This window comes from Streptomyces sp. AC558_RSS880 (genome assembly GCF_019049255.1).
GTDB lineage: Bacteria > Actinomycetota > Actinomycetes > Streptomycetales > Streptomycetaceae > Streptomyces.
On record NZ_JAGMUJ010000130.1, the window covers coordinates 397,657 to 412,098 of the forward strand.

Sequence of the window (14,442 nt, forward strand, 5' to 3'; positions counted from 1 at the left end):
GAGCCCCTCATGTCTGTTCGCATCCTCGCCCTCGTCGGCAGCCTCCGCGCCGGTTCGCACAACCGTCAGCTCGCCGAGGCCGCTGTCAAGCTCGCTCCCGCGGGCGCCGAGGTGTCGCTCCACGAAGGGCTGGCGGAGATCCCCTTCTACAACGAGGACATCGACGTCGAGGGCACCGTGCCGGCCGCCGCCGCCAAGCTGCGCGAGGCCGCCGCGGGCGCCGACGCGCTGCTGCTCTTCACGCCCGAGTACAACGGCACGATGCCGGCCGTCCTGAAGAACGCCATCGACTGGCTGTCCCGCCCCTACGGCGCCGGCGCCATCAGCGGCAAGCCGGTCGTCGTGATCGGTACCGCCTTCGGCCAGTACGGCGGTGTCTGGGCCCACGACGACGCCCGCAAGTCCGTGGGCATCGCGGGCGGCAAGGTGATCGAGGACATCAAGCTCTCCATCCCCGGCTCGGTGACCCGCTTCGCCGAGACCCACCCGGCGGACGACGACGAGGTCGCCGGCCAGCTGACCGAGGTCATCACCCGCCTCCACGGCCTCGCCGGCGAGCCGGTTGCGGCCTGATCCACCTCACTCCGAAACGCCGGAGAGGCTGAGTCTCAGCCTCTCCGGCGTTTCGGGAGCGGGGCCCGGGGCGGAGCCCCGGGTTCGGGACGGGAAGGGGCGGTGGGGGCGAAACCCCTCACCCGACGCGGCGGAACCGGACCCCGTGTCCAAGGACTCAGGCAGCCGCCGGCGCGGACCGCCCGTCACGGTGGATCGGCGTTCGCAAGCCCGTCAGGGGAACGCCCGTGCCGCCCCGGCGGGTGGCGACGATCTCCGCCGCGATGGACAGGGCCGTCTCCTCCGGGGTGCGGGCGCCGAGGTCGAGGCCGATCGGGGAACGCAGGCGGGCCAGCTCCCGCTCCCCCACGCCCGCCTCGCGCAGGCGGCGCTCGCGGTCGGCGTGGGTGCGCCGGGAGCCCATCGCCCCGACGAACGCCACCGGCAGCCCCAGCGCCACCTCCAGCAGCGGTACGTCGAACTTCACGTCGTGGGTGAGGACGCACAGCACCGTGCGCGCGTCGGTCTCCGTGCTCCGCAGATAGCGGTGCGGCCAGTCGACCACGATCTCGTCGGCCTCCGGGAAGCGGGCCCCGGTCGCGAACACGGGCCGCGCGTCGCACACCGTGACGTGGTAGCCGAGGAACTTCCCCGCCCGCACCAGCGCCGCCGCGAAGTCGATCGCCCCGAAGACGATCATGCGGGGCGGCGGCACCGAGGACTCCACGAACAGGGTCAGACCACCGGGGCAGTACGACCCTCCCCCAGACTCCGTCCGGGGGGACTCCCCTCTCGCTCCGCTCGCAGCCACGGCGACCGTACCGGTGCGGCCCGCTTCCAACAGGGCCCCGGCCTCCCCGGCCGCCGTCCGGTCCAGCTCGGGAACCCCGCCGAGGCCGCCCTCGTACGATCCGTCCGGGTGGACGAACAGGGCCCTGCCGAGAAGTTCCGCCGGGCCCTCGACGACCCGGGCGAGTGCCCCCGGCCCGCCCTGGAGGACGGCCGACAGCGCCGCCCGCAGCACCTGCCGGACGGGAGCCCGCACACCGACCGGGGTCACCATGATGTCGATGACCCCGCCGCAGGTCAGGCCGACGGCGAAGGCGTCCTCGTCGCTGTAGCCGAACCGCTCGACACGGCTCTCGCCGTCCGCGAGCGCCTGGGCGCACAGGTCGTACACCGCGCCCTCCACGCACCCGCCGGACACCGAGCCGACGACCGTTCCCCCGCTGTCGACGGCGAGGGCGGCGCCGGGGCCGCGCGGCGCGCTGCCGCCCACGGACACCACCGTGGCCACGGCGAACTCCCTGTCCTCGGTCAGCCAGCGGTGCAGCTCGCCGGCGATGTCAAACACGTGGTCCTCCCGCCTCCAGTACCCGGTCCGGACGGATGGGCAGGTTCCGGTGCCGTACGCCGGTCGCGTGCCAGACCGCGTTGGCGACGGCCGCCGCCGCGCCCACGATGCCGACCTCGCCGATGCCCTTGATGCCGACGGGGTCGTCGGGGTCCGGGTCGTCGATCCAGTCCGCCTCGACCGTCGGCACGTCGGCGTGGGTGGCGACGTGGTAGCCGGCCAGATCGGCGCCGTAGAGGCCGCCAAAGGCCCGGTCCCGGACCGCCTCCTCGTGCAGGGCCATCGAGATGCCCCAGGTCATGCCGCCCACGAGCTGACCGCGCGCGGTGAGCGGGTTGACGATCCGGCCCGCGGCGAAGATGCCGAGCATCCGCCGCACCCGCACCTCGCCGGTGGCGACGTCCACGGCCACCTCGGCGAACTGCGCCCCGAAGGAGTGCCGTTCCTTCTGGGCGAGGGCGCCCAGGGCGGCGGTGGTGTCGGACCGTACGGTGATGCCCTCCGGCGGCACGGCGCCTCCCGGAACGAGCCGGTCCCGCAGTTCCCCGGCGGCGGCCGTGATCGCCCAGGCCCAGGAGCGGGTGCCCATGGAGCCGCCCGCGATCCCCGCCGGGCCGAAGTCGCTGTCGCCGATGTGCACCCGGACCCGGTCGGGCGCCACCCGGAGCGCGTCGGCGGCCACCAGGGTGAGCGCCGTGCGCGCCCCGGTGCCGATGTCGGCCGCGGCGATCCGCACGGTGAAGGTGCCGTCCGCCTCCGCGGTCACCGCGGCCGTCGACGGAAGGGCGCCCGAGGGGAAGGAGGCCGCGGCCGTGCCCGTGCCGAGCAGCCAGCGCCCCTCACGGCGCGTCCCCGGGCGCGGGTCACGGTCGGCCCAGCCGAAACGGCGGGCGCCCTCGCGGAAGCAGGCGGCGAGGTTGCGGCCGGCGAACGGCAGCCCGGAGACCGGTCCGTGCTCGGGATCGTTGCGCAGCCGCAGCTCGACCGGGTCGATGCCGCACCGCTCGGCGAGTTCGTCGAGCGCCGCCTCCAGCGCGAACGACCCGGGCGCCTCGCCCGGCCCGCGCATCCACGTCGGGGACGGCACGTCCAGCCGTACGACCTCGTTCGAGGTGCGGTGGGCGTCGGCGTCGTACATCACGCGCGCCACACCGGCGCTCGGCTCGACGAACTCCCAGACCGTGGACGTCTGGTTCAGTGCGCGGTGCTCGAGGGCGCGCAGCCGGCCGTCGGAGTCGGCGCCGAGCCGGACCCGCTGGACCGTGGGGCTGCGGTAACCGGTGAGCGAGAACATCTGACGGCGCGTCAGCACTACGCGGACCGGCCGTCGCAGGGCGGTCGCGGCCATCACGGCGGAGACCTGGTGGGCCCGTACGCCCTTGCTGCCGAAGCCGCCGCCGACGTGCTCGGAGCGCACCCGCACCGCGGACGCGTCCAGTGAGAACATCCGCGTGATCTCGTCGGCGACCCAGGTGGTGCCCTGGTTGGAGTCGACGACCTCGAGCCGGCCGCCGTCCCACAGGGCGGTCGCCGCGTGCGGCTCCATCATGGCGTGGTGCTCTTCGGGCGTGGTGTACTCCACGTCCACCACGTGGGCACAGGCGGCGAGTTCGGCCTCCAGGTCGCCCTTCTCCGTCACCGCGGGCATGTGTCCGTCCACCGGGTAGGCGTCCGGGCGGCCGGCGGAGAGCTCGATGTCGTGCGGCTCCTGCTCGTAGGTGACGACGAGCGCCTCGGCGGCCTCCCGGGCCTGCTCCGGCGTCTCGGCGACGACGAGCGCGACGGGCCAGCCGGCGTGCGGGACCCGGTCGTTCTGGAAGACCGCGGCCGTCGGGTCCGGCGGAACGCCCAGCATGCCGACGTAGTCGATGTCGAGGCGCGGGGCGTTCCCGTGGTGCAGGACGGTGAGCACGCCCGGCATGTCGAGCACCGGTCCGGTCCCGACGGACAGGATCCGGCCGCGGGCGACGGTGGACAGCACCAGCCAGCCGTGGGCGAGGTCGGCGAAGGGGATCTCGCCGGCGTAGCGGGCGGCGCCGGTGACCTTGTCGCGGCCCTCGACGCGGGTGTGCGCGGTGCCGACGGCGCCCGTCATCGTCGTGGCGGTGGTCATCGGGCGGCCTCCTCGGCGAGTTCGGACAGCACGGCCACCACCAGGTTGCGCATGAGTGTCACCTTGTATCCATTGTCGGGCAGCGGCCTGGCGGCCGCGAGTTCGGCGTCCGCCGCCGCCGCGAAGTACTCCGCGGTGGCCGGGGCGCCGTTCAGCACGCGTTCGGCGGCGCGGGCCCGCCAGGGCCGGGACGCCACGGCCCCGAAGGCGAGGCGGGCCTCACGGACGACTCCCCCGCTGACGTCGAGGGCGGCGGCGACCGAGCCGATCGCGAAGGCGTACGAGGCGCGTTCGCGGACCTTGCGGTAGCGCGAGTGGGCGGCGACCGGCGCCGGCGGCAGGGTGACGTGGGTGATGAGCGCGCCGGGCGGCAGGGCGGTCTCCCGGTGCGGGGTGTCGCCCACCGGGAGGTAGAAGTCGGCCAGCGGCAACTCCCCGGGCCCGTCGGCGGTCTCGTAGGAGACGACCGCGTCGAAGGCGGTCAGCGCCACACCCATGTCGGAGGGGTGGACGGCCACGCAGTGGTCGGAGGCGCCCAGGACGGCGTGGTTGCGGTGCTCGCCCTCGACGGCGGGGCAACCGCTGCCGGGAGCGCGCTTGTTGCAGGGCTTGGTCACATCGGTGAAGTAGCCGCAGCGGGTGCGCTGGAGCAGATTGCCGCCGACGGTGGCCATGTTGCGCAACTGCCCGGAGGCACCGGCGAGTACGGCTTGGGCGAGGGCGGGGTAGTTCCGCCGGACGCCGGGGTGCGCGGCGAGGTCGCTGTTGGTGACGGTGGCGCCGATGCGCAGTCCGCCGCCGTCGGCCGGCTCGATCCGGTCCAGCGGGAGGGTGCGGACGTCGACGAGCCGGGCCGGGCGCTCGACGCCGTTCTTCATCAGGTCGACGAGGTTGGTGCCGCCGCCGAGGTAGCGGGCGTCGGGGTCGGCGTCGAGCAGCGCCACCGCGCCCGAGACGTCGTCGGCGCGCCGGTAGTCGAACTCCCTCACGCCGCGGCCTCCTCGGTCTCGTTGCGGCTCTCGGCGGCCGCGCGGGCGACCGCCTCGACGATCTGTACGTACGCGCTGCAGCGGCACAGGTTGCCGCTCATGCGTTCCTTGATCTCCTCGGGGGTCAGGGGCGGCGGTCCCGCCTCGGGACGCACGTCCCCGGTGACGGCGCTGGGCCAGCCCGCCGCGTGCTCCTCGATGACGGCGACGGCCGAACAGATCTGGCCGGGGGTGCAGTAGCCGCACTGGAAGCCGTCCAGGTCGAGGAAGGCCTGCTGCACCGGGTGCAGCCGGTCCCCGTCGGCCAGGCCCTCCACGGTGGTGATCTCGCGCCCGTCGGACGCGACGGCCAGTTGCAGGCAGGACACGGTGCGGCGGCCGTCGACCAGGACCGTGCAGGCGCCGCACTGTCCCTGGTCGCAGCCTTTCTTGGTGCCGGTCAGATCGAGGCGCTCGCGCAGGGCGTCGAGCAGGGTGGTGCGGTGGTCGACGGACAGCGTGTGCTTCTCGCCGTTGATGTTCAAGGTGACGCTGCTGGACGTCGAGGGGGCCATGAGCAGCCTTCTTTCAGGGATCTGGAAGGCGGACGAGTCGATGACGTGAGGGGTGGGCTGTACGGAACGTGGGGCGTTCGGGAGCATGGGGCAGAGGGGGAGGGCCGGGAACACACCGGTCGTCGCGGGCATGCCACCGGGCGTCCCGCGCCGTCCGTGTCCACCGATACGATGGACCCGAAGCGGACAGCTGTCCGTTACTCCGAAAACGTAGTGGACAACTGTCCGGTTAGCAAGGACGGGTTTCGGTCACGGCCCGGGAGGAGGACGAGTGGGGCACAAGAAGGACGCGTCCCCCTGCGCGCGGACGCCGCGGAGCACGGCGGCACCCCTGCGCTCGGACGCGCAGCGCAACCGCGAGCGCATCCTGGAGGTGGCCCTCGTCGAACTCACGCGCTCGGCGGAGACCCCGCTGAGCGTGATCGCCAAGAAGGCGGGCGTCGGGCAGGGCACGTTCTACCGGAACTTCCCCAGCCGCGAGGCCCTCGTCATGGAGATCTACCGGTACGAGATGCAGCAGGTGGCGGACAGCGCGGCGCGGTTGCTGGGCACGCGGGAGCCCGACTGCGCGCTGCGCGAGTGGATGGACGGGCTCGCCCGCTTCGCCATGACCAAGGCCGGGCTGGCCGACGCCATCCGGCAGGCCACCAGCGGACCGGGCAGCCCGGCGAAGCCGGGACACAGTCCGGTGACCGAGGCGGCGGAACTCCTGCTGCGCAGTTGCGAGGAGGCCGGATCCATTCGCCCGGGGGTGACCGCGGACGATCTCGTCCTCGCCATCGGCGGTCTCTGGCAGCTCGACCCCGCCGAGGACTGGCAGCCGCGCGCCACCCGGCTGCTGGACCTGGTCATGGACGGCCTGCGGGCGGGGGCACCGGGGCGGTAGCGCGCGGGCCGGAACGCCGGTCCGCCGGTGGACGGACCACCCGCCGGCGGCCCCGTGCGGACGCCCGCGCGGCATGGACACCGTCCCGCTCCCAGGCGACCGCCGTAGTGGCCGGCTCGCGCGGCTCCCGCAGGGCGGCGGCCACCGCCGGACGGGCGCGCCCGCCGCCGCGGGTGCAGGTCAGCAGCGCGCGGTGCGGGTCGCCGGTGCAGCGCACCCGGGTGACCGGCAGGTCCGGGGCGAGACGGGCGAGGCGCGGGATCAGGGCGACGCCGAGGCCGCGGGCGAGCTGACGGATCTGCTGGGAGGCGGCGGACGGGGTGAAGTGCGGGGCGCGGGCGGCCGCGGTGACCGTGCCGTAGTGGGCGACCGCCCTGAGGACGCGCAGCCGGCGCAGGTCGATCATGAAGTCCACGCTTGACGATGGCGTGCGCGAAGTCAGCCTGGACGTGTACGGAGGGTACGAAGCACCCTTGCCGTGTCGCGACAATCGGAAGCGCACCCATGTGATCGAGGATCCGAGGAGTCACCATGACCAGCACGACCGGCGCCACGGGTACGACCGGCACGTCCTGCCCGTACTGCGGGTGGCCGGACGACGCCGAGCCGTTCCGGGTGGTCTCCCGGCACGGCACCGCGGCGGGCAGCACGGTGTGGACCCGCTGCGGCTGCGGTTCGCTCCAGGTCCGTGCCGTCGACGACCGCGGCGCCCGCGTCGTCTCCCGCAGCAGGCCCGCGGACGCTCCGTGGAGCCGGGCCGGCCGGTGAACGGCCGGGGCGGCCGTTGACAGCCGCCACGCCCCGGCTGTACTGATCGAGGCCGGAGCAGGCAGGAGGCGTGGACGTGCGCGAACCCCCCTTGTCCGGGGTCACGGTGGTCAGTGTGGAGCAGGCGGTGGCCGCGCCCTACGCCACCCGCCAGCTGGCCGATCTCGGCGCCCGTGTGATCAAGGTGGAGCGGCCGGGCGAGGGGGACTTCGCCCGCCGGTACGACACGGCCGTGCACGGCCACTCCAGCTATTTCGTGTGGATCAACCGTTCCAAGGAATCCCTCACGCTGGACCTGAAGGACCCGCGCGGCCGCGCGATCCTGCACGGGCTGCTCCGGGACGCCGACGTGTTCGTGCAGAACCTCGCGCCGGGCGCCGCCGGCCGCCTCGGCCTCGGGACCGACGAGCTGACCCGCCGCTATCCGCGGCTGATCCCCTGCACGATCTCCGGCTACGGCACGAGCGGCCCCTGGGCCGACCGCAAGGCGTACGACCTGCTGACGCAGTGCCAGACCGGCCTGGTGTCGCTGACCGGAACACCGGAGGAGACCGCCCGTACCGGGATCTCCGTCGCCGACATCGCCGCCGGGATGTACGCGTACAGCGGCGTGCTCACCGCCCTGTACACCCGCGCGACCACCGGCACGGCGCACCCGGTGGAGGTGTCCCTGTTCGAGGCGCTCGCCGAGTGGATGGGCCAGCCCGCCTACTACACCCGCTACGGCGGTGCCCAGCCCCCGCGGCTGGGCACGCAGCACGCCACCATCGCCCCGTACGGCACCTACCGGGCCGCCGACGGACGCGAGGTGCTGTTCTCCGTCCAGAACGAGCGCGAGTGGGCGGCCCTGTGCGCGGAGTTCCTCGGCCGGCCGGAGCTGACCGACGATCCGCGCTTCGCCACCGGCCCCGACCGGGTGACCCACCGCGAGGAGCTGAACGCGGTCATCGCCGAGCGCTTCGCCCGCGCGGACGCCGATGAACTGCTCGAGGACCTGGAGGCGATCGGCATCGCCTGCGCCGGGGTCAACGACGTCGCCGCGTTCCTCGGCCACCCGGTGCTCGCCGGCCGCGACCGCTGGCGCGAGGTGGCGGTGCCGGGCGGAACCGTGGAGGCGCTGCTGCCGCCCGCCGACCTCGCGGGGCTGCCGGCCCGTATGGACCCGGTACCGGCCGTGGGCGAGCACACGGAGGCGATCCTCACGGAACTGGGCCGTTCCCCCGAGGAGATCGCGGCACTGCGCGCGGACGGGGTCGTCTGACCGCGGCTACGCCTGCCGCTGGTGCAGCGCGTCCAGCACGTCCTCGTCGGTCAGCTGGTCGAACTCCTCGTACCACTGGCCCACGGCCATGAACGCGGCCGGCTCGTGCAGGCACACCACCTCGTCGGCCTCGGAGCGCATCAGTGCGACGCCCTCCGCCGCGCCGACCGGAACGGCCAGCACGAGGTGTCCGGGGTCCTGTGCCCGCAGGGCGCGCAGCGCGGCGCGGGCGGTGGAGCCGGTCGCCAGCCCGTCGTCGACGACGATCACGGTCCGTCCGCCCAGTTCGGGAGCGGGGCGGCCCTGGCGGTAGCGCTGTTCGCGGCGGCGCAGCTCGGTGCGCTCGCGTTCGACGACGGGCGCGAGGTCGGCCTCGGTGATGCCCAGCCGCAGCAGGGCGTCCTCGTCGAAGAGCGGAATCCCGTCACCGGCCATCGCGCCGACGCCGAACTCCTCGTGGAAGGGGGCACCGATCTTCCGTACGACGAGGACGTCGAGCGGGGCGTCCAGTGCCCGGGCGACCTCGACGGCCACGGCGACACCGCCGCGGGGCAGGGCCAGCACGACGGGTTCGGGCAGGGCTCCCTCGTCCTGCCTCTCCCGCAGCCGTGCGGCCAGTTCACGGCCGGCCTGCCGGCGATCACGGAACCGCATGGCGGATGCCCTCCCTCCACACCGAAAGACGGCACCTGAAGCACCTGGTCCGCACCCGTGTACCCCGCTCCCCGCCACTCGAAGCGCACGACGTCCGGCATGGGTGCGCGGTCGTCGGGCAGGCGAGTTCCATGGTCGGTGACACGAGCGACTACGGGCAGGCGCGGCGGCCGGACGAGAGCGGGCACCGGGCGGTGGCGCAGGAGGACGAGTTCCGGATCGAGGCGTGGGCGGCGAGCCGGGAGAACTGTCTGGCGGAGGCGGTGGCGGCGATGGTGGAGTGTTTCGCCGACGTCTCCGGGGTGCGGCCGACGGGCGTGGGCCGCATCCGGCTGGACGGGGCCAGTGACGACGATCTGCTGGCGGCGCTGCTGGACGAGATCCTGTACCGGCTGGAGGAGTACGGCCAGGTACCGGTCGACGTGGAGGCGGACGGGACCGAGGACGGTCTCGACGTACGCCTGGCGGTGGCCGCCCTGACGGACGTACGGGTCACCGGGCGGATGCCGACGGCCGTGGACTGGGAGGAACTGCGGATCCGCCCGGGCCCGTACGGCTGGACGTGCGCGCTCAGTGCGTGGGAGCCGCCGCGCTGATGTCCGCCAGGGCGGAGTGCGGATCCTCCGTCGCGGCGAGGTCCCCGAGGCTCACCATCCCCACCGGACAGCCGCCGCGTTCCACCACCGGGAGCCGCCGGACGGCGTACCGCCGCATCAGCTCCACGGCGTGATCGGTGGTGTCCTCGGGGTCGAGTGTCACCAGGGGCGGGCGCGTGCACAGGGAACCGACCGTCGTGGCCTGCGGGTCGCGTCCCTCCGCGACGCCCCTCAGCACGATGTCGCGGTCGGTGAGCACACCGAACAGATCACAGTCGTACGCGACGAGGACGTCGCCGATGTCCTGCTCGCGCATCAGGCGCGCCGCCCGCGCCACCGTCGTCATGGGCTCGACGGACGCGGTGTCCGTGGACATCACGTCCCGTATCCGCATGGTCATGGGCACCTCCCGGTACGTGGCCGGCCTGGACTCCCCGTGTCCGACGCGTAGCCCGCTGCGCGGCGCGTAAACCGACCGGGCGGAGGCGGACGCGTGAGCACGCCCGCCCCCGTCCCGCCTACACGGCTCCGGGAACCTCCTCGGTGACGCCGTTCAGCGGTGAGGCCGGGTCGGTGCCGTACGGGCGGGTGAGGGCCTCGAGGCCGTGGCCCGCCGGGTCCCGGAAGTAGACGCCGCGACCGCCGTCGTTGCGGTTGATGCGGCGGGGGTGCCTGCCGTGCGGATCGGCCTGGACGGGGATCCCGGCCTCCACGAGCCGGGTGAGGAGCGCGTCGAACTCGTCCTCGGAGACGAGGAACGCGTAGTGCTGCGCCGGGATGTCGATGTCGACGGTCGCGAAGTCCAGGGTGACTCCGTTGGCGGTCGTCACCGGCAGGAACATTCCGGCCGGTTCCCCGACCTCCAGGCCCAGGACGTGGGCGAGGAAACGGGCGGACTTCTCCCGGTCACGGGTGAGAACGATGGTGTGGTTGAACTCGACTGACACGAGGGCGATGCCTCCACGTGCATCCGCGGCGCCTCCATGCCTCACCCAGCCGGTGACCGACACGCGATGCCGCGCCGAAGAGCCTAGACGGCGGAGCCGACGGCTGTCGAGCCGTCGACCGGGGGCGACGGCACGCGGGCGCGTGTCAGGCCGGGGCGTCGTGCCCGCCCTCGGCCGCGGCGGCCTCGTCCACGCGAGCGGCCACCCAGGCCAGGAAGTCCCCGACCGCCGCCCCGGGCAGCGCGAGCGCGGACTCACGGGGGCGTTCGAAGCTGCGCAGCGCGTCCGTGACCAGCGGCCGGAAGTCCGCCTCCGAGGCGGCGACGATTTCGGCCGCCCCGCGCTTGGCGAACCAGCGGCCGGTGCGGCACCACACCACGGAGCGGCAGCCGTTGAGCACCCGGTTGTCGGCCGCGTGCCCCTCGCCCTCGGCGTGTTCCCGCACGGAGGCGCGGAGCGCGGTGAGCACGGCGACCCGCTGCGGTGCGGCGATCACGTCCCGTGCCGGCCCGCCGAACAGCGGGAGGCCGGCCTGGTGGGCGAGGGAACGGTCGAGGACGTACCAGAACGCGGGCGCCTCCTCGGGGTCGTGGCTGACCCGCTCGGGCAGGGACGGTCCGGTGTTGAGGTCCATGAGGTATCCCGCCCCGCCGGACGGGCGGCCGGCGACATCGGCCGGGTACACGACCAGTTCCAGTCCGGCCGCGGGACAGGGCAGGGCGGGGTGCGCCAGCACCCCGGCCAGTTCGGACAGGGCACGCCGGGGAAGCGAGCGGTCCACCACGACGGTCACGTCGACGTCGCTGCGTCCGTGCCGGTAGTCGCCGAGCGCGAGGGAGCCGACGGCGAGGACGCTCACCAGGTGGGGGCCGCAGACGGCGCGCGTGCGGCGGACCAGCTCGTCGAGGTAGGGGCGGACCTCGCGGGGCGGGACGAGGGTACGGCTCATGGGACCGGTGTCGGCCCGCGGACCCGCGTCGCGGCGCATCAGTTCCACAGTTCGTCGCTGTGGCACACCCGCGCTCCCATGTTGCGTTCCATCATCCGCAGGGCGGCGTCCGCGAGGTCGGCGTGGATGTGGGCGACGGCGTCACGGGGGACGGTCACGTCGAAGTGGCGGATGTGCGCGTCGAGCGACGAGTACAGGACGCACTGCTCCGTGACCTGACCGCACAGCACGAGCCGGTCGATGCCCTGCTGGTTGAGCAGATAGCCCAGGGGCGTCTCGAAGAAGATCGAGTGCCGTGCCTTGACGACGAAGAGGGAGGAGTCGTCCGGCAGCAGCGGTTCCACGAGGCGCGCGTGCGGGCCCGACAGGGCCTTGTCGAGCAGCTCGCCGTGGTGGGAGCGCCACTCGCCGAAGTTGTCGTTGACGTAGATCACCGGCACGTCCCGGTGCCGCGCCCGTTCCAGCAGGGTGGAGACGACCGGTACGACCGACTCGGCGGACGGGATCAGATGCTCGGCGTCCACATGGTCGTAGGTGTTGATCATGTCGATGACGATCAGCGCGGCCTTGCTCATGCCCTCCGGGTTCCACCCGCGAAGGAGGTCAGACATGTCTGCTCGCGCGCACGGCCGTGACGGTCGGAGGCGTGCGACAGCCGCCCCACGAGGATCCGCCCGTGGGGGAACCGCCGCCGGTGCCGGACCGTCATCAGGGCCGTCCGGCCCTAGCCCGGCAGGGGTCCGGCGCCGACGATGGAGGAATGATCCACAGCGATGGCTTCCGGCCGTTGGACCGCCAGGAGTGTCTGCGCCTGCTGGCCGAGGTGCCGGTCGGTCGCGTCGTCTACACCCGGCGGGCGCTGCCCGCGGTCCTGCCCGTCAACTTCTCCCTGGACGCGGATTCCTCCGTGGTGCTGTGCACCTCCGCCGCGTCCGATCTGGTGCGGGCGGTGGACGGCGTCGTGGTCGCCTTCGAGGCCGACGACTTCGATGCCGGGAGACGGTCCGGCTGGAGCGTGGTGGTCACGGGCCGGGCGGCCGTGGTGACCGGCCCGGCCGAGCACGAACGCCTGCTGCGGACCGGTCCCCGCTCGTGGATGCCGATGCGCGACGGGGTGTTCGTCCGGATCGAGGCCGAGATGGTCACGGGCCGGGAACTCACGGGGCTGTCCGGCCCGGCTGAACCGGTGGACACCTCGCCTCCGAAGACGCCCGCATGACGTCGGCGCTGTGCGCCGGGCGCGGCGTACGGCGAGCCGCCGACGGTGTCACCGGCCGCGTGCGAGGCGCCTTCCGGGGTGCCGTACGGTACGCCTGTGACCGCCTTCAGCCCTGAGAACACCCCGGGCCGCCACGGCCCTTCCGCCACCGTCGAGGCCGCGCCCCGTGAGGTGGGCCGGGTGCGCACCGAGTACTCGCCCGCGCACGACGGCGACCCCGATCCCGGGGAGATCGTCTGGACCTGGGTGCCCTACGAGGAGAACGACGGCCGGGGCAAGGACCGTCCGGTGCTCGTCGTCGCCCGGGAGGCGGCCGGGAGTTTCCTCGCCGTGCAGTTGTCGAGCAGGCGGCACGACGGCGACCGGGAGTGGGTGCCGATCGGCAGCGGGCCGTGGGACCGGTCGGGCCGCGACTCGTGGGTCGACGTGGACCGGGTGCTGCGGCTGCACGAGGAGGGCATGCGCCGGGAGGCGTGCGCGCTGGACCGGATGCGGTTCAACCTCGTGCGTCAGCGGCTGCGGGAGCGGTACGGCTGGAGCTGACGTCCGCCCCGGGCAGCAGGTCCGCGAAGGTCCGCTCGAACGCGGCGCGGACCGCGCTGTCGCGGGTGCGGTCCAGGATGCCGAACACCACGTGGGCGAAGGCGCCCGCGAAGCGTCCGCCCGGCTCCAGGTGCGACCGGAACGCCGCCGCCACGTGGGCGGGGTCGTTGCGGAACACCCCGCAGCCCCAGGCGCCCAGCACGAGTTGCCGGTAGCCGTGGGCGGCCGCGGTCTCCAGGACCCGCCCGGCCCGTACGGTCAGGGCGTGCGGCACCTCGCCCGCCCGCTCCGGCGCCGTTCGCAGGATCACTCCGGCGTTGGGCGCGGGCGAGGTGAGGAAACCGGCCGTGAACGGCTCGTCCAGGAGGCGTCCGCGGTCGTCGCGGAAGACCGGCACGGCGGGTGAGTGGATCACGCGGTCCGTGTAGAACGGGTCGCGGTGGGCGCGGTGGTGGTCGTAGAAGTCCGGGGCCCGCAGCAGGCAGGTGTACAGCGCGGAGGCACGGCACAGGGCCTCCTCCTGGGCCTGTGCGCCGTTGAGGTATCCGCCGCCCGGATTGCGGGCGGAGGCGAAGTTCAGCACGGCCACGTGGTCCGCGAGCCGCCGGGCGGCCTCCAGGCTGCTCTCGCCGGTGACCTCGAACCGGGTCCCGACCGGACGGAACGCCGGGACCGGGACCGGCTGCGGCCCGTGCGTCCGCGTGCCGCGGGCCGCGGCCTCGACCGCCGCCGCGACGGACACCTCGTGGCCGCCGGGTGCGCGGTAGGCACCGGCCGCCACGATCTGTTCGGTCTCGCGGGCGATGCCGCGCAGGCGCGCGCTCACGGCGCCACCCCCGTAGCCGCCGTGACCACGCGCCGCGCGGTCTCGCTCGTCGTGCTCATGCAGGCATCCTGAGCGATGCTGGTGATGCGCCGCAACGGAGTTTCCGCCTCCCCGAAAGGCCCGGGAAACGGGCGGAGAACCGCCCGGGAACAGGCCGGACGAAAGGATGACCGAACCGGAACGCCCCGCCAGGCGCCCTTGTGCCCGCCGACGCGAAGGTTTTGGGTGGAC

General features: G+C 73.8%; 17 protein-coding genes and 1 pseudogene. 7 read left to right on the plus strand and 11 right to left on the minus strand.

Translation table 11 applies throughout. The features are described from left to right. Window positions 1-9: 9 nt before the first annotated feature. A complete protein-coding gene (locus KUM38_RS31420; protein WP_217134391.1) occupies window positions 10-573 on the plus strand; it encodes an NAD(P)H-dependent oxidoreductase in 564 nt (187 codons plus the stop codon). A 157-nt stretch (window positions 574-730) separates the two neighbouring features. Here the strand turns inward: KUM38_RS31420 and KUM38_RS31425 are convergent, their stop codons facing one another. Genes KUM38_RS31425 through KUM38_RS31440 form a run of 4 tightly spaced genes read right to left on the minus strand, consistent with a single transcriptional unit; the run spans window position 731 to window position 5,562 of the window. Next, window positions 731-1,906, minus strand: a complete 1,176-nt coding sequence (locus KUM38_RS31425) for an XdhC/CoxI family protein (RefSeq protein ID WP_217134392.1) — start codon at window positions 1,904-1,906, stop codon at window positions 731-733. Continuing rightward, window positions 1,899-4,019 (minus strand): xanthine dehydrogenase family protein molybdopterin-binding subunit, encoded by a 2,121-nt coding sequence (locus KUM38_RS31430; protein WP_217134394.1) that lies wholly within the window; start codon window positions 4,017-4,019, stop codon window positions 1,899-1,901. The genes KUM38_RS31425 and KUM38_RS31430 overlap by 8 nt, the downstream gene beginning before the upstream one ends. Beyond that, window positions 4,016-5,008 carry a xanthine dehydrogenase family protein subunit M gene (locus KUM38_RS31435; RefSeq protein ID WP_217134396.1) on the minus strand — a complete coding sequence of 331 codons (993 nt, stop codon included), beginning with the start codon at window positions 5,006-5,008 and terminating at the stop codon, window positions 4,016-4,018. Before KUM38_RS31435 ends, KUM38_RS31430 begins: the two co-directional genes overlap by 4 nt. Beyond that, complete coding sequence (locus KUM38_RS31440; protein WP_217134398.1) at window positions 5,005-5,562, minus strand: 2Fe-2S iron-sulfur cluster-binding protein; 558 nt, start codon at window positions 5,560-5,562, stop codon at window positions 5,005-5,007. Before KUM38_RS31440 ends, KUM38_RS31435 begins: the two co-directional genes overlap by 4 nt. Before the next feature lie 271 nt (window positions 5,563-5,833). On the opposite strand from KUM38_RS31440, the gene KUM38_RS31445 reads away from it, so the two are divergent. Beyond that, window positions 5,834-6,448: a TetR/AcrR family transcriptional regulator gene (locus tag KUM38_RS31445; protein WP_217134400.1), complete on the plus strand. Its 615-nt coding sequence runs from the start codon at window positions 5,834-5,836 to the stop codon at window positions 6,446-6,448. Between the two features lie 235 nt (window positions 6,449-6,683). Here KUM38_RS31445 and KUM38_RS43795 read toward each other — a convergent pair. Further along, window positions 6,684-6,854, minus strand: a pseudogene (locus tag KUM38_RS43795) (LysR family transcriptional regulator); the annotation flags it as partial. A gap of 125 nt (window positions 6,855-6,979) precedes the next feature. Between KUM38_RS43795 and KUM38_RS31455 the strand changes: the two are divergent. Together KUM38_RS31455 and KUM38_RS31460 are read left to right on the plus strand one after the other, a co-directional pair. Further along, complete coding sequence (locus KUM38_RS31455) at window positions 6,980-7,216, plus strand: hypothetical protein (protein ID WP_217134404.1); 237 nt, start codon at window positions 6,980-6,982, stop codon at window positions 7,214-7,216. 70 nt (window positions 7,217-7,286) lie between these two features. Further along, window positions 7,287-8,477, plus strand: coding sequence for a CaiB/BaiF CoA-transferase family protein (locus KUM38_RS31460; protein WP_217134407.1), 1,191 nt, complete (start codon window positions 7,287-7,289; stop codon window positions 8,475-8,477). 6 nt (window positions 8,478-8,483) lie between these two features. Here KUM38_RS31460 and KUM38_RS31465 read toward each other — a convergent pair whose 3' ends face one another. Next, window positions 8,484-9,131 carry a phosphoribosyltransferase gene (locus KUM38_RS31465; RefSeq protein ID WP_217134409.1) on the minus strand — a complete coding sequence of 216 codons (648 nt, stop codon included), beginning with the start codon at window positions 9,129-9,131 and terminating at the stop codon, window positions 8,484-8,486. A 131-nt stretch (window positions 9,132-9,262) separates the two neighbouring features. Here KUM38_RS31465 and KUM38_RS31470 point away from each other — a divergent pair, with 131 nt between their 5' ends. Then, complete coding sequence (locus KUM38_RS31470; RefSeq protein ID WP_217134410.1) at window positions 9,263-9,727, plus strand: archease; 465 nt, start codon at window positions 9,263-9,265, stop codon at window positions 9,725-9,727. Here the strand turns inward: KUM38_RS31470 and KUM38_RS31475 are convergent. The 4 genes from KUM38_RS31475 to KUM38_RS31490 all read right to left on the minus strand — a co-directional run bounded on the left by KUM38_RS31475 (window position 9,702) and on the right by KUM38_RS31490 (window position 12,198). Continuing rightward, on the minus strand, window positions 9,702-10,127 hold the full coding sequence (locus KUM38_RS31475; protein ID WP_217134413.1) for a CBS domain-containing protein: 426 nt from the start codon (window positions 10,125-10,127) through the stop codon (window positions 9,702-9,704). The genes KUM38_RS31470 and KUM38_RS31475 overlap by 26 nt on opposite strands. A 118-nt stretch (window positions 10,128-10,245) precedes the next feature. Beyond that, complete coding sequence (locus tag KUM38_RS31480) at window positions 10,246-10,674, minus strand: VOC family protein (protein ID WP_217134414.1); 429 nt, start codon at window positions 10,672-10,674, stop codon at window positions 10,246-10,248. Window positions 10,675-10,819: 145 nt separating this feature from the next. Further along, on the minus strand, window positions 10,820-11,623 hold the full coding sequence (locus KUM38_RS31485; protein ID WP_217134415.1) for a nucleotidyltransferase domain-containing protein: 804 nt from the start codon (window positions 11,621-11,623) through the stop codon (window positions 10,820-10,822). Between the two features lie 38 nt (window positions 11,624-11,661). Further along, window positions 11,662-12,198 (minus strand): cysteine hydrolase family protein, encoded by a 537-nt coding sequence (locus KUM38_RS31490; protein ID WP_217134416.1) that lies wholly within the window; start codon window positions 12,196-12,198, stop codon window positions 11,662-11,664. A 185-nt stretch (window positions 12,199-12,383) separates the two neighbouring features. On the opposite strand from KUM38_RS31490, the gene KUM38_RS31495 reads away from it, so the two are divergent. After that, entirely contained in the window at window positions 12,384-12,842 is a 459-nt protein-coding gene (locus KUM38_RS31495; protein WP_217134417.1) for a pyridoxamine 5'-phosphate oxidase family protein, read from the plus strand. A 96-nt stretch (window positions 12,843-12,938) separates the two neighbouring features. Next, complete coding sequence (locus KUM38_RS31500) at window positions 12,939-13,385, plus strand: type II toxin-antitoxin system PemK/MazF family toxin (RefSeq protein ID WP_217134418.1); 447 nt, start codon at window positions 12,939-12,941, stop codon at window positions 13,383-13,385. On the opposite strand, the gene KUM38_RS31505 is transcribed toward KUM38_RS31500, so the two are convergent. Continuing rightward, window positions 13,339-14,211 carry a TIGR02452 family protein gene (locus KUM38_RS31505; RefSeq protein ID WP_217134419.1) on the minus strand — a complete coding sequence of 291 codons (873 nt, stop codon included), beginning with the start codon at window positions 14,209-14,211 and terminating at the stop codon, window positions 13,339-13,341. The genes KUM38_RS31500 and KUM38_RS31505 overlap by 47 nt on opposite strands. Window positions 14,212-14,442: the final 231 nt, after the last annotated feature.